This is a genomic window from Mycobacterium sp. E2733 (assembly GCF_001667585.1).
In the GTDB taxonomy this organism is placed as follows: Bacteria; Actinomycetota; Actinomycetes; order Mycobacteriales; family Mycobacteriaceae; genus Mycobacterium.
In genome coordinates this window covers 180,521-200,147 of record NZ_LZJZ01000083.1, presented here as the reverse complement: position 1 = coordinate 200,147, position 19,627 = coordinate 180,521, and the positions used below count along the sequence as shown (strand labels likewise).

General features: G+C 67.4%; 23 protein-coding genes. 15 read left to right on the top strand and 8 right to left on the bottom strand.

Annotation, left to right across the window (positions count from 1 at the left end; all coding sequences use genetic code 11):
- Window positions 1-19: 19 nt before the first annotated feature.
- On the top strand, window positions 20-625 hold the full coding sequence (locus tag A5678_RS14400; RefSeq protein WP_068043372.1) for a GNAT family N-acetyltransferase: 606 nt from the start codon (window positions 20-22) through the stop codon (window positions 623-625).
- Between the two features lie 47 nt (window positions 626-672).
- A complete protein-coding gene (locus A5678_RS14395; protein WP_068043370.1) occupies window positions 673-1,071 on the top strand; it encodes a hypothetical protein in 399 nt (132 codons plus the stop codon).
- 40 nt (window positions 1,072-1,111) lie between these two features.
- Here A5678_RS14395 and A5678_RS14390 read toward each other — a convergent pair whose 3' ends face one another.
- Complete coding sequence (locus A5678_RS14390; protein ID WP_197502147.1) at window positions 1,112-1,759, bottom strand: TetR family transcriptional regulator; 648 nt, start codon at window positions 1,757-1,759, stop codon at window positions 1,112-1,114.
- 96 nt (window positions 1,760-1,855) lie between these two features.
- Between A5678_RS14390 and A5678_RS14385 the strand changes: the two genes are divergently transcribed.
- The 4 genes from A5678_RS14385 to A5678_RS14370 all read left to right on the top strand — a co-directional run bounded on the left by A5678_RS14385 (window position 1,856) and on the right by A5678_RS14370 (window position 5,758).
- Window positions 1,856-2,953: a ferredoxin reductase gene (locus tag A5678_RS14385; protein ID WP_068043366.1), complete on the top strand. Its 1,098-nt coding sequence runs from the start codon at window positions 1,856-1,858 to the stop codon at window positions 2,951-2,953.
- Between the two features lie 80 nt (window positions 2,954-3,033).
- A complete protein-coding gene (locus A5678_RS14380) occupies window positions 3,034-4,140 on the top strand; it encodes an acyl-CoA desaturase (RefSeq protein ID WP_068043364.1) in 1,107 nt (368 codons plus the stop codon).
- A gap of 62 nt (window positions 4,141-4,202) precedes the next feature.
- Complete coding sequence (locus A5678_RS14375) at window positions 4,203-4,718, top strand: SRPBCC family protein (RefSeq protein ID WP_068043362.1); 516 nt, start codon at window positions 4,203-4,205, stop codon at window positions 4,716-4,718.
- Window positions 4,718-5,758 (top strand): LLM class flavin-dependent oxidoreductase, encoded by a 1,041-nt coding sequence (locus A5678_RS14370; protein ID WP_068043360.1) that lies wholly within the window; start codon window positions 4,718-4,720, stop codon window positions 5,756-5,758. Before A5678_RS14375 ends, A5678_RS14370 begins: the two co-directional genes overlap by 1 nt.
- Here the strand turns inward: A5678_RS14370 and A5678_RS14365 are convergent.
- Both A5678_RS14365 and A5678_RS14360 read right to left on the bottom strand, forming a co-directional pair.
- On the bottom strand, window positions 5,755-6,867 hold the full coding sequence (locus A5678_RS14365; RefSeq protein WP_068043358.1) for a DUF1214 domain-containing protein: 1,113 nt from the start codon (window positions 6,865-6,867) through the stop codon (window positions 5,755-5,757). The genes A5678_RS14370 and A5678_RS14365 overlap by 4 nt on opposite strands.
- Window positions 6,864-7,439, bottom strand: coding sequence for a TetR/AcrR family transcriptional regulator (locus A5678_RS14360; protein WP_068043356.1), 576 nt, complete (start codon window positions 7,437-7,439; stop codon window positions 6,864-6,866). Before A5678_RS14360 ends, A5678_RS14365 begins: the two co-directional genes overlap by 4 nt.
- Before the next feature lie 28 nt (window positions 7,440-7,467).
- Here A5678_RS14360 and A5678_RS14355 point away from each other — a divergent pair, with 28 nt between their 5' ends.
- The gene (locus A5678_RS14355; RefSeq protein WP_068043354.1) at window positions 7,468-8,703 is read left to right on the top strand and encodes a sulfotransferase; all 1,236 of its coding nucleotides are present in this window, start codon (window positions 7,468-7,470) and stop codon (window positions 8,701-8,703) included.
- Window positions 8,704-8,732: 29 nt separating this feature from the next.
- Window positions 8,733-9,620 (top strand): alpha/beta fold hydrolase, encoded by an 888-nt coding sequence (locus tag A5678_RS14350; RefSeq protein ID WP_068043353.1) that lies wholly within the window; start codon window positions 8,733-8,735, stop codon window positions 9,618-9,620.
- A gap of 170 nt (window positions 9,621-9,790) precedes the next feature.
- On the opposite strand, the gene A5678_RS14345 is transcribed toward A5678_RS14350, so the two are convergent.
- Together A5678_RS14345 and A5678_RS14340 are read right to left on the bottom strand one after the other, a co-directional pair.
- Window positions 9,791-10,003: a molybdopterin-binding protein gene (locus tag A5678_RS14345; RefSeq protein WP_007167199.1), complete on the bottom strand. Its 213-nt coding sequence runs from the start codon at window positions 10,001-10,003 to the stop codon at window positions 9,791-9,793.
- A gap of 128 nt (window positions 10,004-10,131) precedes the next feature.
- Window positions 10,132-10,734, bottom strand: coding sequence for a TetR/AcrR family transcriptional regulator (locus tag A5678_RS14340; RefSeq protein ID WP_068043351.1), 603 nt, complete (start codon window positions 10,732-10,734; stop codon window positions 10,132-10,134).
- Window positions 10,735-10,870: 136 nt separating this feature from the next.
- Here A5678_RS14340 and A5678_RS14335 point away from each other — a divergent pair, with 136 nt between their 5' ends.
- Window positions 10,871-12,196 (top strand): cytochrome P450, encoded by a 1,326-nt coding sequence (locus A5678_RS14335; RefSeq protein ID WP_068043349.1) that lies wholly within the window; start codon window positions 10,871-10,873, stop codon window positions 12,194-12,196.
- A gap of 11 nt (window positions 12,197-12,207) precedes the next feature.
- On the opposite strand, the gene msrA is transcribed toward A5678_RS14335, so the two are convergent.
- On the bottom strand, window positions 12,208-12,720 hold the full coding sequence (msrA, locus tag A5678_RS14330; protein ID WP_067270139.1) for a peptide-methionine (S)-S-oxide reductase MsrA: 513 nt from the start codon (window positions 12,718-12,720) through the stop codon (window positions 12,208-12,210).
- A 72-nt stretch (window positions 12,721-12,792) separates the two neighbouring features.
- Between msrA and A5678_RS14325 the strand changes: the two genes are divergently transcribed.
- The 4 genes from A5678_RS14325 to A5678_RS14310 are packed head-to-tail and all read left to right on the top strand — an operon-like array spanning window position 12,793 to window position 15,596.
- Window positions 12,793-13,299 (top strand): nuclear transport factor 2 family protein, encoded by a 507-nt coding sequence (locus A5678_RS14325; protein WP_068043620.1) that lies wholly within the window; start codon window positions 12,793-12,795, stop codon window positions 13,297-13,299.
- Window positions 13,296-14,321, top strand: a complete 1,026-nt coding sequence (locus A5678_RS14320) for an NAD-dependent epimerase/dehydratase family protein (protein WP_068043347.1) — start codon at window positions 13,296-13,298, stop codon at window positions 14,319-14,321. Before A5678_RS14325 ends, A5678_RS14320 begins: the two co-directional genes overlap by 4 nt.
- 20 nt (window positions 14,322-14,341) lie before the next feature.
- Window positions 14,342-15,187 carry a class I SAM-dependent methyltransferase gene (locus tag A5678_RS14315; protein ID WP_068043618.1) on the top strand — a complete coding sequence of 282 codons (846 nt, stop codon included), beginning with the start codon at window positions 14,342-14,344 and terminating at the stop codon, window positions 15,185-15,187.
- Window positions 15,188-15,215: 28 nt separating this feature from the next.
- A complete protein-coding gene (locus tag A5678_RS14310) occupies window positions 15,216-15,596 on the top strand; it encodes a DUF427 domain-containing protein (protein WP_068043344.1) in 381 nt (126 codons plus the stop codon).
- On the opposite strand, the gene A5678_RS14305 is transcribed toward A5678_RS14310, so the two are convergent.
- Window positions 15,593-15,991 carry a nuclear transport factor 2 family protein gene (locus A5678_RS14305; protein ID WP_068043343.1) on the bottom strand — a complete coding sequence of 133 codons (399 nt, stop codon included), beginning with the start codon at window positions 15,989-15,991 and terminating at the stop codon, window positions 15,593-15,595. The genes A5678_RS14310 and A5678_RS14305 overlap by 4 nt on opposite strands.
- 51 nt (window positions 15,992-16,042) lie before the next feature.
- Here A5678_RS14305 and A5678_RS14300 point away from each other — a divergent pair, with 51 nt between their 5' ends.
- Window positions 16,043-16,954 (top strand): DNA-3-methyladenine glycosylase, encoded by a 912-nt coding sequence (locus A5678_RS14300; protein ID WP_068043341.1) that lies wholly within the window; start codon window positions 16,043-16,045, stop codon window positions 16,952-16,954.
- Between the two features lie 72 nt (window positions 16,955-17,026).
- On the top strand, window positions 17,027-17,596 hold the full coding sequence (gene dps, locus A5678_RS14295) for a DNA starvation/stationary phase protection protein Dps (RefSeq protein ID WP_255396921.1): 570 nt from the start codon (window positions 17,027-17,029) through the stop codon (window positions 17,594-17,596).
- Here the strand turns inward: dps and A5678_RS14290 are convergent.
- Window positions 17,593-19,596 (bottom strand): chloride channel protein, encoded by a 2,004-nt coding sequence (locus A5678_RS14290; RefSeq protein ID WP_068043339.1) that lies wholly within the window; start codon window positions 19,594-19,596, stop codon window positions 17,593-17,595. The two genes, dps and A5678_RS14290, sit on opposite strands and share 4 nt — an antisense overlap.
- Window positions 19,597-19,627 lie beyond the last annotated feature (31 nt).

The window sequence follows — 19,627 nt, the reverse complement described above, 5'->3', positions numbered from 1 at the left end:
ACCCGCTAGCCTGACTCGGGTGACTCCCCAGCCACGCCCGGCGCGGAAGGCCGATGTCCGCGAGCTGTCACGCGCCCTGGGCCGGGCCTTTTACGACGACCCGGTGACGACCTGGCTGCTGCCCGATCCCCGGGCCCGGACCGCGCACCTGCACCGGTTGTTCGCGACGATGACGCGCCACCACCATCTGGGCTGCGGCGGCGTCGAGGTGGCCTGTGACGGTCCCAACATCGGCGCGGCCGCACTGTGGGATCCGCCGAACCGGTGGCGCGAGACTCGCGGGGGCGAACTGGCGATGATCCCGACGTTTCTGCGGGTGTTCGGCCTGCGCACGGCGAGGGCACGCGGCCTGCAAGAGCTCATGAAGCGCATGCACCCCGAAGAGCCGCACTGGTATCTGGCCGTGATCGGGAGCGACCCCTCGGTCCGCGGGCGGGGCTTCGGTCAGGCGCTGATGCGGTCGCGGCTGGACCGTTGCGACGCCGAGTACTGCCCCGCGTATCTCGAGTCGAGCAAGCCCGAAAACGTGCCGTACTACGAACGTTTCGGCTTCACGGTGACTCGCGAGATCGTCGTCCCCGACGGCGGTCCCACCATGTGGGCGATGTGGCGGTCGCCGCGGTAGCGGCCGGTTGCGTTTAGCCCCCCGATCCGGCGGGCAACCGTTCCCGCATGAGCGAAAACCCGCAAGCCGACGAGCTGGTGGACCCCGCGGACTTCCCCGAAGAAGGCGGCCCCGGTGACACGTTGAACGCGAGCGAAGGCACCGACTCCGACGAGTTGCACAACGACGATGGCGACATCGTCGTCGACCCGCCCGAGGGCTGGAGCGAAGCGAACCGGTTCGGCATGACCGCGCGGGAAGAGCGCGAGGGCGAATCGCTGGATGCCCGGCTCGCAGAAGAAGAGCCGGACATCTCGCCCGACTCCCCGGTGGTAATCGATGACCCTGACGGTCCCCCCGGACGCGCTCATCGGGGCCAGATCGACGGAGCGCCCGAAGACGGCGAGTCGCTGTATGAGGTCGTCGACGAGAACGGGCCGCCGGACTTCAATCAGACGACGGAGTGAGGTAGCCAGTGTTCGACTGTTCACTCCGAGTACGGCGTCGTTAAGGCGTGCTCTTCCAGCCGGCGATGCCGATCGCGATCATTCGCAACTGCTTGACGGCGAGCCGACGAATGTCTTCCAGCGTTTCGGCGCTGTGCGCGTCCTCGATCGCCTCGGCGATGACGATCATCGCGTTGACGAACAGGGTTGCGAGCACGTTGAGATCCTCGGTGGTCCACTCGTGCAGCCGCGGAAAGCGCGCCAGGTCGGTGGCCAGCTCGGACGTGATCAACCGGATCTCGGTGCGAATGGCATAACGCAGCACGCTGAGCCCGCTGTTGCGTTCGCGAGCAATGAATCGCCAGTGTTCCCGCCGCTGGGCGACACTGGCGACCAGGATTTCGACGGACGATTCGATCACCCGGTTCGGGTCGAGCTTGCCGGCACGCGCGTCACGCAGGGTGTCGCGCAGGCTTCGGAACGACTCGTCGATCAGGACGAGCCCAAGGGCCTCCATCGACTCGAAGTGCCGATAGAACGCCGCCGGCACGATCCCGACCTCACGGGTCACCTCGCGCAGGCTGAGGCTGGAAAAGCTGCGGTCCTGCAGCAGCTTGAGCGCCGCGGCGATGATTGCGCGACGGGTCGCCTCCTTGCGCTCCTCGCGCGACCGACTTTCGCGCGAGCGCTCGCGACCAGAACCACGCACCCGTGAGCTAGGAGTACGGCTGTTCACTGTGTGAACCCTACCACAGACCAGCAGAAACCCTTGACTGACCGGGCAGTGCGGTCGCACGGTGTACATATGTTCACTCAAAAGACTTCGGGTCGAGCCCTCGCTCGGACTTTCCGGAAGCGAGTCTTGGGTTCAGACCTTCTCGACCTGCTCACCGGCCCGCACGGCGTCGACCGGTACACCGAGCTGGTGGCGCCGACCTGGACACTGGGGGAGGCCCGCGCCAAGGTGATCGACGTGCGTCGCACTACCACGCGCAGCGTCACCCTCACCCTCGCTCCGAACGACAGCTTCGCGTCCACCGAGACCGTCAAGGCGGGCCAGTACGTCAACCTCACCGTCGAGATCGACGGCCGTCGGCACACCCGCTGTTATTCCCCGGCCAACGCGGAGGGGACCGCCAACCTCGAGCTGACGATCGGTCAGCACGACGGCGGGCTCGTGTCGAACTATCTGTACGAACACGCCCGGCCCGGCATGGTGTTCGGTTTGGCCGGTACCGGCGGCGACTTCGTTTTGCCGGCGCAGGGACCCCAGAGGCCGCGACGGATCCTCTTCGTCTCCGGGGGAAGCGGCATCACCCCGGTGATGGCGATGCTTCGCACGCTCGTCGCCGAGCGTCATCCGGGCGACATCGCGTTCATCCATTACGCCCGCACGCCCGCCGAGGCGTGCTACCGCGACGAACTCGCGAAGCTGCCCGGCGTCCGCGTGCTGCACGGCTACACCCGATCCGGCGACGGTGACCTCACCGGTCGGTTCGAGGCCGCCCACCTTCAAGCCGCGATGCCGGCACCGGATGCGGTGTTCGTCTGCGGGCCAACGCCTTTGGTCGACGCTGTCCGGGACCACTGCGACAACGTCTACACCGAGAGCTTCGTGCCGCCGTCCTTCGAGGCGCCCGCCAATCCCTCCGGTGGACGAGTCACATTCTCCGACAGCGGGATCGACGTCATCGACGACGGACGCCCCCTGCTGGAGCAGGCGGAATCGGCCGGCCTATCGCCGGAAAACGGCTGCCGGATGGGCATCTGCCACACCTGCACGCGGCGGAAGACCGCCGGAACGGTGCGCAACCTGATCACCGGCGCGGTCTCGACCGGTCCCGACGAGGACGTGCAGATCTGCGTGTCCGTCCCGGTCGGCGACGTGGGCCTGTCGCTCTAGCGCCAACAACCCCGTGGCGATCGCAAGCGCGGCGCAGCCGGGCGCAGCGAGTCGCCACCAAAACCCTTGGAGGACAAGCCATGACACCGAACAAGATCAATCTGACCCCCGAACAGGCCGACGCATTCGGCCGCGAACTGGATGCCATCAGGGACCGCGTGATGGCCGGCCTCGGCGCGGAGGACGCCGACTATATCCGTCGCGTCATCAAGGCCCAGCGCGCGCTCGAAGTCGGCGGCCGCGCGTTGCTGTTCCTGCCGCCCGCCTGGCTGCTGGGAACCGCGATGCTGGGGTTGTCGAAAATCCTGGACAACATGGAGATCGGCCACAACATCATGCACGGTCAATACGACTGGATGCGTGACCCGAACATCTCCGGCCGGTCCTTCGAGTGGGACACCGCGTGCCCGGCCGACCAGTGGCGCCATTCGCACAACTACATGCACCACACCCACACCAACATCGTCGGGATGGACCGCGACATCGGCTACGGCATCCTGCGGATGAGTGAGGACCAGCCCTGGGAGCCGTACTTTCTGGGCAACCCGCTCTACGCCTTCTTGCTGATGGTGCTGTTCCAGTACGGCGTCGCGCTGCACGAACTGGAAACCGAGCGCATCCGCTCCGGTGAAATTGAGCTCGCCGACAAACGCGGGGTGCTGCGTGCGATCTGGAAGAAGACGCGTCGCCAAACGCTCAAGGACTACGTGGCCTTCCCGTTGCTGGCCGGACCCTTCGCGCCGTTCGTCTTCGCGGGCAACCTCTCGGCCAACCTGATGCGCAACGTGTGGTCCTACATGATCATCTTCTGCGGCCACTTCCCGGACGGCACCCAGGAATTCACGGTCGAGGAGACCAAGGACGAATCGCGCGGCCAGTGGTACTTCCGCCAGGTCCTCGGTTCGGCAAACCTCACCGGCGGCAAGCTCTTCCATCTGCTGTCCGGCAACCTGTCCCACCAGATCGAGCACCACCTGTTCCCGGACATGCCGGCGCGGCGCTACGCGGAGATCGCGCCGGAGGTGCAAGCAATCTGCGAGCGCTACGGCATCCCCTACAACCGCGGCCCGCTGCTGCGCCAGTTCGGCACCGTCGTCCGCAAGATCGTCCGGCTGACCTTCCCGGACGCGGTCTTGCGGAAGGCCACGGCCGACCGGTCGGCCGATCCGGTGCCCGCGGCCGCCTGACGATCGCCCACATCCCCCCGCACGTAGCCCGGGCGCTGCGTGCGGGGGCACAATGGGCTGCGATGGAGTGGACCGGCGCGCGGTATGCGGATAAACCGACGGTTGAGGCGTCGACGTGGATCGACGCGGATCCGGCCCGGGTGTGGAGCCTGGTGTCCGACATCAAGCTCATGCCGACGCTGAGCAATGAGCTGCAGGCGGTGGAGTGGGCCGAAGGCGCCGACGGCCCGCGCGTGGGCGCCCGCTTCGTCGGGCACAACGAGCACGAGGCGTTCGGGCGATGGACCACCACCTCGCAAGTCGTCGCGTGCGATGAGCCGCATGAATTTGCCTGGGCCGTTGGGGAACCCGACTACCCCGCGGCGATGTGGCGATTCCGGCTGAAGTCCCGCGATGGTGGCACGGCGCTGAGCTACTGGATGCAGATGGGACCGGGACGTTCGGGGCTCTCGGCGGCCATCGAATCGATGCCCGACAAGGAGCAGAAGATCGTCTTCGTGCGGATGCGCGAGTTCGAGGCCGCGATCGGCAAGACCCTCGCGGCGATCAAGAGGCTGGCCGAGCACGGGGTGCGCTGATGCGCACCGCCACCACGGTCGAGCTGTCGAGCGCAGGCCGGGAAACCGCGGCTTTCGTCGTCGAGGCCGAGAAACTGGGCCTCGGGGTGTGCTGGGTGGCCGAGGCCTGGGGCTCCGACGCCCCGTCGGCCCTGGGCTACCTCGCGGCGCGGACCGAGCGGATCCTGCTGGGCTCGGGCATCCTGCAGGTCGGCGTTCGGTCGCCCGTCATGGTCGCCCAGACCGCCATCACGCTGTCCAACCTGTCGGGCGGGCGCTTCCTGCTCGGGCTGGGCGCGTCCGGCCCGCAGGTGATCGAGGGGTTGCACGGCGTCTCGTTCAACGCGCCCCTGGCCCGCATCTCCGAGACCGTCGACATCGTGCGGCAGGTGTTCACCGGAGAGAAAATCTCCTACTCGGGCAAGCAGTTTCAGATCCCGCTGCCCGGCGGCGAAGGGGTGCCGATGCGGCTGTCGACCCGGCCGGAGCACCGCATCCCGATCTACCTGGCCGCGCTGTCACCCGCGATGCTGCGGTTGACTGGTCGGGTCGCCGACGGATGGCTGGGCACGAGCTTCGTCCCGGAGGGCGCCGGCGACGCCTACTTTTCGCATCTCGACGAGGGCTTGGCCGCCGCCGGCCGCGCGCGCGCCGACGTCGACATCTGCCAGGGCGCCGAAGTCGCCTTCGCCTCGGACGAGGAGGAACTGCGCGGCATGATTGCCGGCCGCAAGAAGGAGCTCGCTTTCAGCCTGGGGGGGATGGGTTCGTCGAGCACGAACTACTACAACCGGGCCTACAGCCGGCAAGGCTGGGCCGGCATCGCCGCCGAGGTCCGCGAGCGCTGGCAGCGGGGCGACCGCGACGGCGCGGCCGCATTGGTCACCGACGAGATGGTGTTGGCCACCACGCTGATCGGCACCGAGGAGATGGTGCGTGCCCGGCTTGCGGTGTGGCGCGACAGCGGCGTGAACACTGTGCGGCTGTACCCGGCCGGAGACACGCTGGAGGCGAAGCTTCGCACGCTCGGCCGGGCCGTCGAATTGGTCTCGGAGGTCTAGGACACCGCCGTCGGCGCCTGCGCCACCTTCACCAGTTGCACCTCCGGCCGCGCCGGCACGTCATCGGCCAAAAACCACCGGAAGGCGAGGTTGCCCCGCGGGTAGCCCAGCGTGGTAAGCGAATTCGGGTGGCCGGTCAATTCGCGTGACAGGACGATCGTCACGGAGCCGTCGCTGTCGAGCACGGCGCTGTGGCCGTTGATCGAACAGCGGACGTCCGGGCCCTCGGAGGCGCCGAAGGTGGCCATGAATTGGTTCCACACCACCAGGTTCCAGAACCTGCATGTGGGGGGCCGGTGCGTGATGATCATCGCTTCGTCGTCAGCGAGCACAAAGCTGCCGTATGAGTAGCAGGCGTCGCGCGCCGACCAACCGAAGTTTGCGTCGGGGACCTGGTACGGATCGGCGAATTGGTTTGCCGCATGGGCGGTTTCGTGGCCGAGGCCATGGTCTTCGTCGACACGCGTGCCCACCGCCAGCGGCACGATGGCGAACATGGTGCGCAACCAGCTCGCGACCGCGCGCAGGCTCGCGGCGGTCTCGGCGTCGCCGTGCCGGATCGGTTCAGGATCGTCGAGCGCCTCGATCCGCCAGGTGACGGGGCGGCCGGTCAACGGGTCGGCCTGGTAGTCGCGGGTCATCAGCACGGCGGCGTCGGGCGTGGGGCCGAGTTCGAAGGCGAAGTCGCCGTCGGCGCCCAGGTCGAGATCGCTGTCACGGACTATCGCGACCACCCGGTCGGACCACGCGCCCGGCGACGGCTCGTTGTAGGCGGTTACCGAAAAGTAGACGCTGTCGCCGCAATTGCCACTGATGCGGTAGCGGCGCTTCGGGTCGATCGGACACATGAAGTAGTAGGCGTCGGTGTTGTCGCCACCCCAGCGGCGGTCGCGGCGGAACGGAGTGTTCACCGCCACGAACTGGGGCCGGCCGGGCTCGGCGAAAAGGTAGGCGTCGAAGGCCACGCCGAGCGTGCTGGCGAGCATGCGGTAGCCGTCGGCGACGTGACGGTCGTCGGTCACCGCCCGGTCGCCCTCCAGGAAGGAGCGGTCCAGCGTGCCCAGGGTGCCGAGCAGTTCCTGCCACGCGGCCGTCGTTTCGTGCGTCATGCGCGGATTCCCTTCAGGAGCAACGTGGTTGTGCGATCGACCCACGCATCATCGAGTTCGCCGACACGGGTCAGCAGTCCCATCAGGGTGATGCCGGCGATGGCTTCCGTGAGTTCGGTGGCGGTCACGTCGGGCCGGACCTCGCCGCGGCCCGCGGCCCGGTCCAGCAGCTCGGTTAGGCCGCCACCGATCACGCCGGCGAATCGCTCCAGCAGCGCCGAGTGCAGGGCCTGGTCCGCGGCCATCTCGCCCACCAGCCCCGGCAAGGCCGCCCTGGCGGCCGGCGTCGTCAGGAAAGCCATTGAGCGACGGACCATTTCGCGTAGGTCCTCGGGTAGTGACCCGGTATCGGGCAGCTCGGTCGCGGCGCCGAGGGGGAACACCGCTTCGTGGACGAGGTGCGCCTTGCTCGGCCAGCGCCGGTAGATCGCCGGCTTGCTGGTGCCGGCGCGGTCGGCGATCGCGGAAACCAACAGCCCGGCATAGCCGGTCTCGGCCAGCAGTTCGACGGTCGCGCTCAGCACCGCGCCGTCGATGCGTGGGTCACGGGGTCGCCCAAAATCCACTACCATTACGAAACCGAAAGTAACATAAGTCGCCGTGACCGATGCCGTTCGCCTCGATGACCTCGCCGCGCCCCGATTCAGCGCCGAGGCGCAGCAACTTCTCGACATGATGGCCACGCTGGCACCGGACTGCCCGCTGGATGCCGACGCGCTACACGCGCGGGCCATCGCGGACACCGGTTTGGACGACTTCGGTCCGGACGATTACCGCGAGCGGCTCGAGGTCTACCTCGCCGCACTGCGTGACATCGACGGGCTGCACGAGGCCGGGGTCGTGAACTTCTTCGGCCAGCTGCTGCAGTTGCTCAAGAACCGGCTGTTGTTGACCGACTTGCTGCGACGGCATCCCGAGATTGACGACATCGAGCTGCGACCTCCGGTGGTGATCGCCGGTCTGCCCCGCACAGGTACCACGCACCTGCACAACCTGCTGGCGGCCCCGCCCACCTTTCGCACCATGCCGTACTGGGAAAGCGTCGAACCGTTTCCCTTGCCGGCTGAGGCCGGGGTGGAGCCGGATCCCCGGCGCGCGCGGATGGACGTCGCGGTCGGGCTGATCAACACTGTGATGCCCTACTTCCCGCTGATGCACGAAATGACCACCGAGCATGTCCACGAAGAGATCCAACTGCTCGCCAACGATTTGTCGACCATGCTCTTCGAGACGCTGGCCGACGTGCCGAGCTGGCGTGAGTACTACCAGGCTCACGACCAGACACCGCACTACCGGTACCTCGCCCGGCAGCTCAAGGTCATGCAGTTCTTGCGGGGCGGGCGGCGCTGGCTGCTCAAGTCGCCCCAGCATCTCGAGCAGGTGCCCGTGCTCGATCGCGTTTTCCCCGGCAGCATTGTCGTTTTCACGCATCGCGACCCGGTGCCGGTGGCGCTGTCGATGATCGCGATGATCACCTACTCCGCACGCATGCACCGGTCACCGGTGCCCGTCGAACGCATCGCGGCGTCGTGGATCGGCCGTCTCGAAAGCATGCTCACCGCGTTGGTCCGCGACCGGGAAACCATTGGCCCGGAGCGTTCGATCGACATCCGGTTCGACGACTTCATGGCCGACGAACTCGGCGTCGCCGAGCGCGTGTACGCCTTGGCCGGCGAGCCGTTCACCGACGAGGCCCGAACGGCGATCGACGAGTACCTGGCCGGTCACCGCCGCGGCCGGCTGGGCAACGTCGCGACGTCCTGCGAGATGTTCGGGTTGGACGAGGCCGACCTGCACCGCCGATTTGCGCCCTATGTAGAGCGGTTTCTGGCCTAACCCGCGACAGGCCGCTACCTTCTGAAGGCATGGTCAACATGCCCGCGCTGGACGGTGTCGAACACAGGTATGTGGATTTAGGAAGCGGTGTGACGATCCATGTCGCGGACGCCGGTCCCACCGACGGGCCGGCGGTGATGCTGGTGCACGGCTTCCCCGAGAACTGGTGGGAGTGGCGCGAGCTGATCGGCCCGCTGGCCGCGGACGGCTACCGGGTGCTGTGCCCGGATCTGCGTGGTGCGGGCTGGAGTTCGGCGCCGCGGTCGAGCTACACCAAGGCCGAGATGGCCGAGGATCTGGCCGCCGTCCTGGACCGCCTGGACGTGAAGACGGTCAAGCTCGTCGCCCACGACTGGGGCGGGCCGGTCGCGTTCATCATGATGCTGCGGCATCCGGAGAAGGTGACGGGGTTCTTCGGCGTGAACACTGTGGCGCCCTGGGTGAAGCGCGGCCTGTCGACGGTCCGCAACATCTGGCGGTTCTGGTATCAGATCCCGATTTCGTTGCCGGTCATCGGTCCGCGGATGATCAGCGCCCCCGACTCGCGGTTCGTTCGCCTGCTGGGATCGTGGGTCGGTGGCGGCTACGCGCTGCCCGACGAGGCCGTGAACCTGTACCTCGAATGCATGCGTCAGCCGGGCCACGCGGAGGCCGGTTCACGGTGGTATCGAAGCTTTCAGACCGGCGAGATGCTGCGCTGGATGCGCGGCGAATACGACGACGCCCGTGTCGAAGTACCGGTTCGCTGGCTGACCGGCACCCAAGACCCCGTGATCACGGCGGATCTGACCGACGGATATGCCGACCACATCAGCGATTTCGAGGTCGAACTGGTCGACGGGGCGGGGCACTGGATCGTCGCCCAGCGCCCGGAGCTGGTGCTCGACCGGGTGCGGGCCTTCCTGCGCCAAACATAAACCGTTGCTCGCCCTTTCGGCGTGCGTCGCAACCGGTTAGGTGTCGCGGTCGCCCTGGCCCACACCCCGCCGCAGGATGACTTCACCGGGTCCGCTATTGGAACAGCTTCGAGTGCAACCCTTTTGGTGTCCGCGCGGAAGCGCTCGGCGCGCATGGTCGCCGCCATGGGCTAGTCGACGCCGATGGTGACTTCCGTGGACTTGATGAACACGGTTGCGGGCTGGCCGACCTTGAGGCCGAGATCGGTCGCGGCGTCCTTGGTGACGGATGAGGTGACGACTTGGTCGCCGCCGTCGAGCTTCACCTTCACGATCGCCATGACGCTGCCGAGGTCGACCTCGGTGATGGTGCCTTTGAGCTGGTTTCGGGTCGATAGCCGCATCGCAAGGTCCTCCGTCGGGTTGAGGGGTACGCGTTGACCCTAGCCCGACGACGATGCCTACCGGAACGGCCCGTTGTGGGGGAACCTCCCGGCGGCGAAGCGGCGAGGGGAGAAGCGGGCAATTCGGGTCAGTGCCGCGGGCCGAGCAGGGCGATGGACGCGTCGACAGCCGGTTCGACGATGACCCGCACCGGCTTTCCGTCTTCGACGGCGAGGGCCGTGAGCTCGCGCAAACCGCCCAGCAAGATGACGGCCAATGGCGCGGTGAGCGGAGGCAGCTCGGCGCGCTGGAACCCGGGGCTGGCGCTGAGGTCGATCAACAGGCTGGAGAGCAGCTGCAGCCCGCGGCGCTGCACCGGGCGGGCGGCGGCGCCGAGCGATGGAAGTTCCCGGATCCAGCTCAGCGTGATGGCCGGCCGGGATTCGATGTAGCCGACGTATGCCTCGACGGCCTGACGAATCTGCTGGTGCCAATCGGCCTCGGGGTCGACCGCTGCCCGGATGCACGCGCCGAGCTTTTCGTTGTCGGACCCGAGCAGCTCCAGGAAGCAGTCCTCCTTGCTCGCGAACTGGTCGTAGAAGGTGCGCTTGGACGTCCGAGCGTGACGGACTACGTCCGCGACGGTGCTGGCGCGGTAGCCGCGCTCGGCGATCGAGGTGGCGAGGCCGTCGAGCAACCGGAGCCGGAACGGGTCGCCGAGAACCGCTTCCTCAGCCGTTGCTGTCGCCACTGGGCTCACGGCGGCCCCTTCCGTCAGTGCGGGACCCCTTGTCAGGGTTGGTACCACAGAGTACCGTATCGGTAAATGTTTTGGTACACCGCGGTACCACCCCGGTTCTCGGGGGGATTTATGGGGAGCAACCCGCATGAGTGAAGTCGTCACCGTTCCCGCGGCCACCGCCGCCGTCAGGTTGCCTCCCGCGGCCCGGCTCCCAAAGCTGTTGCAGGGGCTGGGCTTTGCGGTATCGCGGCGGGGGATGATTCAGCGGCTGGCCCGTCGGTACGGCAACGTATTCGCGCTGAACCTCCCCATGTACGGCGAGGTCGTGGTCGTCGCTGACCCGCAGCTGGCCAAGCAGATCTTCACCACCAGCCCCGACGAGCTCGGCAACATCCAGCCCAACCTGAGCCGGCTGTTCGGCTCCGGCTCCGTGTTCGCGCTCGACGGGGAGGACCATCGCCGGCGTCGCCGGCTGTTGGCGCCGCCGTTCCACGGCAAGAGCATGAAGAAGTACGAGGCGATCATCGAAGAAGAGACCCTGCGGGAGACCGCCGGCTGGCCGGAGGGCGAGGCGTTCGCGACGCTGCCGTCGATGATGCGGATCACGCTCAACGCCATCCTGCGCGCGGTCTTCGGGGCCGAAGGCGCCGAGCTCGATGAGCTGCGCCGCCTCATCCCGCCGTGGGTCACGCTGGGCTCGCGGATGGCGACGATGCCAAAACCGCGACGCAATTACGGGCGCTTCAGCCCGTGGGGGCGGCTCGACGAGTGGCGCCGCCGGTACGACGCCGTCATCGACAGGCTGATCGAAGCCGAGCGGGCCGATCCGAATTTCGACGAGCGCAGCGACGTGCTCGCGCTGATGTTGCGCAGCACGTACGACGACGGTTCGGTCATGTCGCGCAAGGACATTGGCGACGAGCTGCTTACGCTGCTGGCCGCCGGTCATGAGACGACGGCCTCCACGCTGGGGTGGGCGTTCGAGCGGGTCACGCGGCACCCGGACGTGCTGGCGGCGCTGGTCGAAGAGGCCGACGGCGACGGCCAGGAGCTGCGTCAGGCGACCATCCTGGAAGTCCAGCGGGCCCGGACGGTGATCGATTTCGCTGCCCGGCGCGTCTACCCCCCGCGTTACCAGCTCGGGGAGTGGGTCATTCCCCGCGGCAAGTCAATCCTGGTGAGCATCGCGCAGATCCACGAAAACCCCGACGTCTTCCCGAATCCGGAGCGCTTCGACCCGCAACGGTACGTCGGGACCAAGCCGTCGGCCTTCGCGTGGATCCCGTTCGGCGGTGGCACCCGCCGCTGCGTGGGGGCGGCGTTCGCCAACATGGAGATGGACGTCGTGCTGCGAACGGTGTTGCGCCACTTCACCATCGAAACCACGACGGCGCCGGGTGAGCGGTGGCACGGCCGCGGTGTTGCCTACACGCCCAAAGACGGCGGTCGGATCGTGGTGCACCGGCGCTGAGCCGCGCCCGCCTACTGGCCCGCGGTGGCCCGGCGCGGCAGTTTCCAGCCGGGGCGGATGTAGTGGCAGGTGTACCCGTTCGGGTAGTGCTGCAGGTAGTCCTGGTGCTCGGGCTCGGCCTCCCAGAAATCTCCGGCCGGGCTGACCTCGGTCACGACCTTGCCTGGCCACAACCCGGAGGCGTCGACATCGGCGATGGTGTCCAGCGCGATGCGCTTCTGCTCCTCGTCGAGGTAGAAGATGGCCGACCGGTAGCTGGGGCCGCGGTCGTTGCCCTGGCGGTCTTTCGTTGTCGGATCGTGGATCTGGAAGAAGAACTCGAGCATGGTGCGATAGTCGGTGACCGCCGGGTCGTAGACGATCTCGATGGCCTCGGCGTGCGTGCCGTGATTGCGGTAGGTCGCATTCGGGACGTCGCCGCCGGTGTAACCGACCCGCGTCGAAACCACCCCCGGCTGTTTGCGGATGAGTTCTTGCATCCCCCAAAAACAGCCGCCGGCGAGTATCGCTTTTTCGGTTGCCATTGCTCGTCCTCCTAACCGGCCACGGTGCCGCCCAGGCTACACTCCGCCGATGAGCTGCAACGGTGCTGCAAGGTGACCACCCGTTCGTTCTCCCGCAGCGAACTGGCCGCCGCCTTCGGGAAGTTCGAGGAGACGGTCGCCCGCGCCGCCGAGACGCGCGACTGGGACGCCTGGGTCGAGCAGTACACGCCCGACGTCGAGTACGTCGAGCATGCGGCAGGCACCATGCACGGCCGCGATGAGGTGCGCGAGTGGATCAAGCAAACGATGACGACCTTCCCCGGCAGCCACATGGTCGCGTTCCCCACCCTGTGGTCGGTGATCGACGAGCCCACCGGCCGGGTAATCCTCGAGCTGGACAATCCGATGCGCGACCCCGGCGACGGCAGCGTCATCAGCGCCACCAACATCACGATCATCACGTACGCCGGCGACGGCCAATGGAGCCGTGAAGAAGACATCTACAACCCGCTGCGTTTCCTTCGGGCCGGGATGAAGTGGTGTCGCAAGGCCCAGGCGCTTGGCACGCTCGACGAAGACGCCGCGCGGTGGATGCGGCAAAACGGAGGATCTCAGTGAGCACCAAGCCCAAACTCGTGATCGGCGCCAACGGCTTTCTGGGTTCGCATGTCACCCGCCAGCTGGTTGCGGACGGTGCCCAGGTGCGGGCGATGGTGCGCCCAGATGCCAACACCCGTTCCATCGACGACCTCGAGCTGACCCGCTTTCACGGCGACGTTTTCGACGACGCCACGCTGTGCGAGGCGATGGACGGTGTCGACGACGTCTACTACTGCGTCGTCGACACCCGCGCATGGTTGCGCGACCCCGCGCCACTGTTCCGCACCAACGTCGAAGGCCTGCGCAACGTTCTCGATGTCGCCGTGAACCAACCCGACCTGCGCAGGTTCATCTTCACGAGCACCTACACGACGGTGGGCCGGCGGCATGGGCACGTAGCGACCGAGGACGACGTGATCAGCCCGCGGGGACAGACCCCCTACGTGCGGTCCCGGGTGCAGGCCGAAAACCTGGTGATGCGGTACGTGGCCGAGGCCGGGTTGCCCGCGATCGCGATGTGCGTGTCGACGACCTACGGCAGCGGAGACTGGGGCGGCACGCCGCACGGCGCCTTCATCGCCGGTGCGGTCTTCGGCAAGCTGCCCTTCGGAATGAACGGCATTCAGCTGGAAGTCGTCGGCGTCGACGACGCCGCGCGGGCCATGATCCTGGCCGCCGAGCGCGGCCGCATCGGTGAGCGATACCTGGTCTCCGAGCGGATGATCGCGTTGAACGAGGTCGTACGCATCGCGGCCGACGAGGCCGGCGTACCGGCGCCACAACGCTCGATCTCCGTTCCGATGCTTTACGCCCTTTCCGCGCTTGGCAGCCTGAAGGCGCGGCTCACCGGCAAGGACTCCGAACTCAGTCTCGCGTCGGTGCGCATGATGCGCGCCGAGGCCGACGTGGACAGCGGGAAGGCCAGACGCGAATTGGGTTGGCAGCCGCGGCCGGTCGAGGAATCGATCCGCGAGGCGGCCCGGTTCTGGGCCGCCATGCGCAGCCCGCGAAAAGCCAGTCCGGCCGCGCAGTCCGAATAGGCGCCCGGCCCGTGGACCGAATACGCGTCGATCTCTCGGGGCCGCAGCAGACGATGCTGGCGACGCTGTACGCCAAGGCACTGGATGCCGACCTGCCAAACCCGGTGTTGGGCGATCGTTATGCCAAGGAGGCCGTCGAGCGGATCGAGTACGACTGGACGAAGACCACCATCACCGCGCGCAAATCAGCCTCGGTGACGACCCGCACCGCGCACTTCGACATTTGGGCTCGCCAATTCCTGGACGCGCAGCCGAGCGCCGTCGTCCTGCATATGGGCTGTGGACTGGACGGCCGGTACTTCCGGCTCCAACCGGGCCCGCTGGTGGAGTGGTACGACATCGACTACCCCGGCGTTGCCGAACTGCGCACGCGGCTCTATCCGGCCACCGAGCACTGCCACGTGGTCGCGGCGTCGGTAACGGATCCGGCCTGGCTGACGGAGATACCCAATGGCCGGCCCGCGCTGATGATCGCCGAAGGCCTGACCATGTATCTGTGCGAACAGGACGGCATCGCGCTGCTGCGCCGGGTCATTGATCACTTCGACCGCGGCGAACTGCAATTCGACGCGTTCAACCGGATGGGTATCAAGTCTCAGTGGATGAACGCGGTGGTGCGCCGGTCCGGATCGAAGTTGAGCTGGGGCATCGATGGGCCGGGCGAGATACTCGCGGCGGTGCCCGGCACCCGGCCGCTTTCCTGGGTGCGGTGGTTTGAATCGGACACCTTCGAGCGACTTCCGCGCGCCTACCACGTGATGGGCCGGGCCATGTCGCTGGTTCCGGCCATGGCCAACATGGCGCAGTATCACCGCTACGCATTCGGGCCGCCTGATCGGGAAGTCTCAAGCCGTGGCTCGTGTTGAAGGCTTTATCGGCGTATAGGAGGAGACCATGGGCCATCCCGAAATCAAAGAACCCAGTGCCGGCCACCCGATCACCATCGAGCCGACGAAGGGGCGGGTACAGGTCCGCGTCAACGGCGAGGTCATCGCCGACACGACGGCCGCGCTCGAACTGCGCGAAGCCACTTTGCCTGCGGTGCAATACATTCCGCTGAGTGACGTGGTGCAAGAACGGCTGACCCGCACGGACACCGGCACGTATTGCCCCTTCAAGGGCGAGGCCAGCTACTACAGCGTGACCACCTCGTCCGGTGACACCGTCGAGGACGTGATCTGGACTTACGAGCAGCCCTATCCGGCGGTCGCGGCGATCGCCGGGCATGTCGCGTTCTACCCGAACAAGGCCGAAATCAGCGTTTCGTCGTCTTAGCAAATCCACCCGGGGAGCGCGGCCTCGTGCGCCCGGGTGTCGCTGTACAAGCGCATCGAGACGATCAGCCCATCGCGGGTGTCGAAGATGCAGACGAACGGGCTGTCATATTCGACGCCGCCGGTGGTGGTGCCAGTGGCCTGCGCCTCGACCACCACGGTCTCCCCCTCGTTGACGCATCGCACCAGGTCGATGGTGAGCTCGAGTTCGGCCTTGCGCCGCTCGACCGTTCGCCGAAAGGTCTCCTTGTCGCAGGAGGTGCGGGTGACCAGTGACCAGTAGGTGAAGTCGTCGCTGAGCAGGGCGAAGCCCTCGTCGAGGTCGCCTCCCTCGCTCGTGGTTTGAAGGAACATCCAGGCCAGTTCGCCCTGCGGGTCATCGAACGGCGTCATCACATCGCAATATTGACTTGGCACATCGTTAACGGTCAATCGGAGAGTTGGTCGGTGGAAAGCGCGCGCACGGTCACGTTCCCCGGGGCGGTCAGTTTCGGGCACACGCTGGCGCCGCTTCGCCGCGGGCTCGGGGATCCCTGCTTCCAGGCGTCCGGTGACGGCGCGATCTGGCGGACCAGCCTGCTGCCGACCGGACCCGTCACCGCCCGGATCAGCCGTGCGGCCGCCAACGCGGCGCAGTGCGTGGCGTGGGGTAGCGGGGCACCGGAGTTCGTCGAACGCCTGCCCGCGCTGCTCGGCCGCGAGGACGACGCTTCCGATTTCCTGCCCCGCGACCCGGTGGTTGCCGCCGCGCACCGCCGGGTACCGCACTTACGCCTCGGCCGTACCGGGCTGGTGCTCGAGGCGCTGATCCCGGCGATCATCGAGCAGCGGGTGCCCGGCGCCGACGCGTTTCGGTCGTGGCGCCTGCTGGTGTCCAAGTACGGGTCACCGGCCCCGGGGCCGGCGCCGGGGCGCATGCGGGTGCCGCCGTCGGCCGACGAGTGGCGGCACATCCCGTCATGGGACTTCCACCGCGCCAACGTCGACCCCGGGCGTGCGCGGACCGTGGTGACGTGTGCGCGACGGGCCGCCTCGCTGGAACGGCTGGCGTCCCGTCCGCACGCGCAGGCGCGCGAGGCGATGATGTCGCTGCCCGGGGTGGGGGAGTGGACCGCCGCCGAAACCGCGCAACGGGCTTTCGGTGACGCCGACGCGCTCTCGGTCGGCGACTATCACGTCCCGAAGATGATCGGCTGGACGCTGGCGGGCCACCCGGTCGACGACGCGGGCATGCTCGAGCTGCTCGAGCCGATGCGGCCGCACCGCCATCGGGTGGTCCGGTTGCTCGAGGCCAGCGGATTGGCATACGAACCGCGGCGGGGCGCCCGGCTACCGGTCCAGCACATCAGCGAGCTCTAAACGTGGTCATGGCCTCGTCGGCGTCGCGTTTTCAGTAACGGCCTTGGGGTAACCCACTCCAAAGACGTGACCGTGTGCGAAACGGAGGAATCGATGACACAGTTCACCATCCCGGGGCTCACCGACAAACAGGGAGCGCGGCTGACGGAACTGCTGCAAAAGCAACTGAGCACGTACAACGATCTTCACCTGACGCTCAAGCACGTCCACTGGAATGTGGTGGGGCCCAACTTCATTGGCGTGCACGAGATGATCGACCCGCAGGTCGAGGCGGTCCGCGGTTTCGCCGATGACGTTGCCGAGCGCATCGCGGCCCTCGGGGGATCACCGCAGGGCACCCCGGGAGCCATCATCAAAGACCGCACCTGGGACGACTACTCCGTTGGGCGCGACACCGTTCAGGCCCACCTGGCCGCGCTCGACCTCGTCTACACCGGCGTCATCGAGGACACCCGCAAGTACATCGAGGAGACCGAGGAGCTCGACCCGGTCACCCAGGATCTGTTGATCGATCAGGCCGGGAATCTGGAGAAGTTCCAGTGGTTCGTCCGGGCCCACCTGGAGAGCGCGGGCGGGCGACTGACCCACGAGGGCTCGACCACCGAGAAGGACGCGGCGAGCAGCGCGCGTAGCGCATCCTAAGCGCTCCCCGAATCCGGTTGCCTCGCGCCATTTTTGGGTGCGAGAACGTTGATGCGGTCGCCTACGGCGAGCCGCCGGGTGGTGTCCGCATCGACGAGTCGCCGGTTGTGCAGCACCGAGACGGGGAAGTGACCCTCCGGCCATTCGAGGTCGCTGAGAATGCGGCCCACGGCCATCGAGTCGCCTGCCAGCGTGTGCTCGATGATGCAGTACCCCTCCAGCTGGCTGTGCGGGTCGTGTTCGGCGGCCGCTGCTTGCGGATAGGCCCAATCGGCGGCCTGATGGCCGCCGGCGCCGGCCGGCTGCACGTCGGTGAAGTGGGTGCCGACCGCGCGCAGGACGTTTTGGTTCGTCAGCCATCCCTGAACCGAGCGGGCCTCGGTGTCGATGACCGGCAGCCCGTCGCGGCCGTAGAGGACGAGCTGGCGCAGGGCCTGGGCCAGGCTGTCGTTGGCGAACAGCGCCTGCGGTTCGCGGATGCGGGTGACGGGTCCGAGCAAGCTCGTCAGGTCGTGATCGGCCTTTTCGACGGGGCGGGTGAGATCCAGCGGGAAGGCGAACCGGTGCATGGCGTCCGCGGCGGTGAGCTCCGCGAACGCATGGGTGGGAGTGGGGCGGTCGATGTCGATCCCTCGCCGCAGCAACTTGGTGGTGTATATGGTGCCGTAGGAAACCCCGCGGGACACCGTAGTGCCGACCGCGACGGCCAACATGACCGGCAGGGTGAGGGTGAAATCCCCGGTCATCTCCACCGTGCTCGCCAGCGCCGTGAGCGGTGCGCGCGCGGCGGAGGCGAAGACGGCGCCCATGCCGACAATGGCATAGAGGGCGGGATGCCCGACGGCCGTGCCGATCGTCTGCTGGGCCAGCAGCCCGAAGGCCATGCCCGAAGTGGCCCCGACGAACAGCGATGGAGCGAACACGCCGCCCGACCCGCCGATCCCGATGGTCAGGCTGCACGCCAGCATCTTGCCGGCCGCGAGGAGCACCAAGAACCACAGCGCGTAGTGGCCCGCGAAGGCGGCGTACATCACCGGGTAGCCGACCCCGTAGAGCTGCGGCAACGCGAGTAGCAGCAGGCCGAGCACGATACCGCCGACCGCGGGCCGTGCCCAGTCTGGACGACCGCCCCACACCCGGTCGCAAAGGTCTTCGGTCTTGTACAGGACATTTTTGAAAGAGATCCCGATCAGCCCCGCGATCGCCGCCAGGAGCGCCACCAGCAGGTAGTTGGCTATGTGATTCAGCTCGATGCCGGCGGGCAACTGGGTGAGGAACGGGGCCGAGCCGAAAAACACGCGGGCAACCACGTCGGCGACCATCGACGACAACATGATCGTGAAGATGGCCTCGACGGACAGTTCACGCAGGATCAGCTCGACGGCGAAGAACACGCCGGTGATCGGGGCGTTGAAGGTGGCCGAGATGCCACCCGCCGCACCACAGGCCACCAGCACGCGCAGCCGATTTTCCGGCATTCGCACCCACTGGCCGAAACCCGAGGCCAGCGCCGCGCCGATCTGCACGATGGGTCCCTCACGTCCGACCGATCCGCCCGTACCGATGCACAGCGCGGAGGCCAGCGCTTTCACGACGGTCACCTGCGGACGGATGCGGCCACCGTTCTCCGCCACCGCGATCATGACTTCCGGGACGCCGTGGCCGCGAGCCTCCCGGGCGAACCGCGAGATCAGCGGCCCATACAGTAGTCCGCCGATGACGGGGATGATGACGAAGAAGCCAATTCCCAGCCAGGGCAATTGGTCGCTGCCCACCCAACCGTCCTGGCCGAATTCGTCGTGTCCGGTCGCCAACCAGGTGAAGCCGTAGATCAGGTAGCGGAACGCCACCGCGCCCAGGCCGGCGCCGAGACCGACGACGACCGCCACACAGAACAGCCCGGCCCGGTTCGCGCGCAGCCAACCGGCGAACTGACGCACGGCTCTGGCCACGGGCCGGGTCGGCCGAGCCGTAGCCGTGGCCGCCACTTTTTGTCCCATCCACGCATCCTTCCCCCGACGGCCTCACTTT

Bases quoted from the DNA above. Each gene is read 5' to 3' on its own strand.
- A5678_RS14395 (WP_068043370.1), top strand. From the start codon at position 673: ATGAGCGAAAACCCGCAAGCCGACGAGCTGGTGGACCCCGCGGACTTC.
- A5678_RS14385 (WP_068043366.1), top strand. From the start codon at position 1,856: ATGTTCACTCAAAAGACTTCGGGTCGAGCCCTCGCTCGGACTTTCCGG.
- A5678_RS14380 (WP_068043364.1), top strand. From the start codon at position 3,034: ATGACACCGAACAAGATCAATCTGACCCCCGAACAGGCCGACGCATTC.
- A5678_RS14375 (WP_068043362.1), top strand. From the start codon at position 4,203: ATGGAGTGGACCGGCGCGCGGTATGCGGATAAACCGACGGTTGAGGCG.
- A5678_RS14370 (WP_068043360.1), top strand. From the start codon at position 4,718: ATGCGCACCGCCACCACGGTCGAGCTGTCGAGCGCAGGCCGGGAAACC.
- A5678_RS14365 (WP_068043358.1), bottom strand. From the start codon at position 6,867: ATGACGCACGAAACGACGGCCGCGTGGCAGGAACTGCTCGGCACCCTG.
- A5678_RS14360 (WP_068043356.1), bottom strand. From the start codon at position 7,439: ATGGTAGTGGATTTTGGGCGACCCCGTGACCCACGCATCGACGGCGCG.
- A5678_RS14350 (WP_068043353.1), top strand. From the start codon at position 8,733: ATGGTCAACATGCCCGCGCTGGACGGTGTCGAACACAGGTATGTGGAT.
- A5678_RS14345 (WP_007167199.1), bottom strand. From the start codon at position 10,003: ATGCGGCTATCGACCCGAAACCAGCTCAAAGGCACCATCACCGAGGTC.
- A5678_RS14335 (WP_068043349.1), top strand. From the start codon at position 10,871: ATGAGTGAAGTCGTCACCGTTCCCGCGGCCACCGCCGCCGTCAGGTTG.
- msrA (WP_067270139.1), bottom strand. From the start codon at position 12,720: ATGGCAACCGAAAAAGCGATACTCGCCGGCGGCTGTTTTTGGGGGATG.
- A5678_RS14310 (WP_068043344.1), top strand. From the start codon at position 15,216: ATGGGCCATCCCGAAATCAAAGAACCCAGTGCCGGCCACCCGATCACC.
- A5678_RS14290 (WP_068043339.1), bottom strand. From the start codon at position 19,596: ATGGGACAAAAAGTGGCGGCCACGGCTACGGCTCGGCCGACCCGGCCC.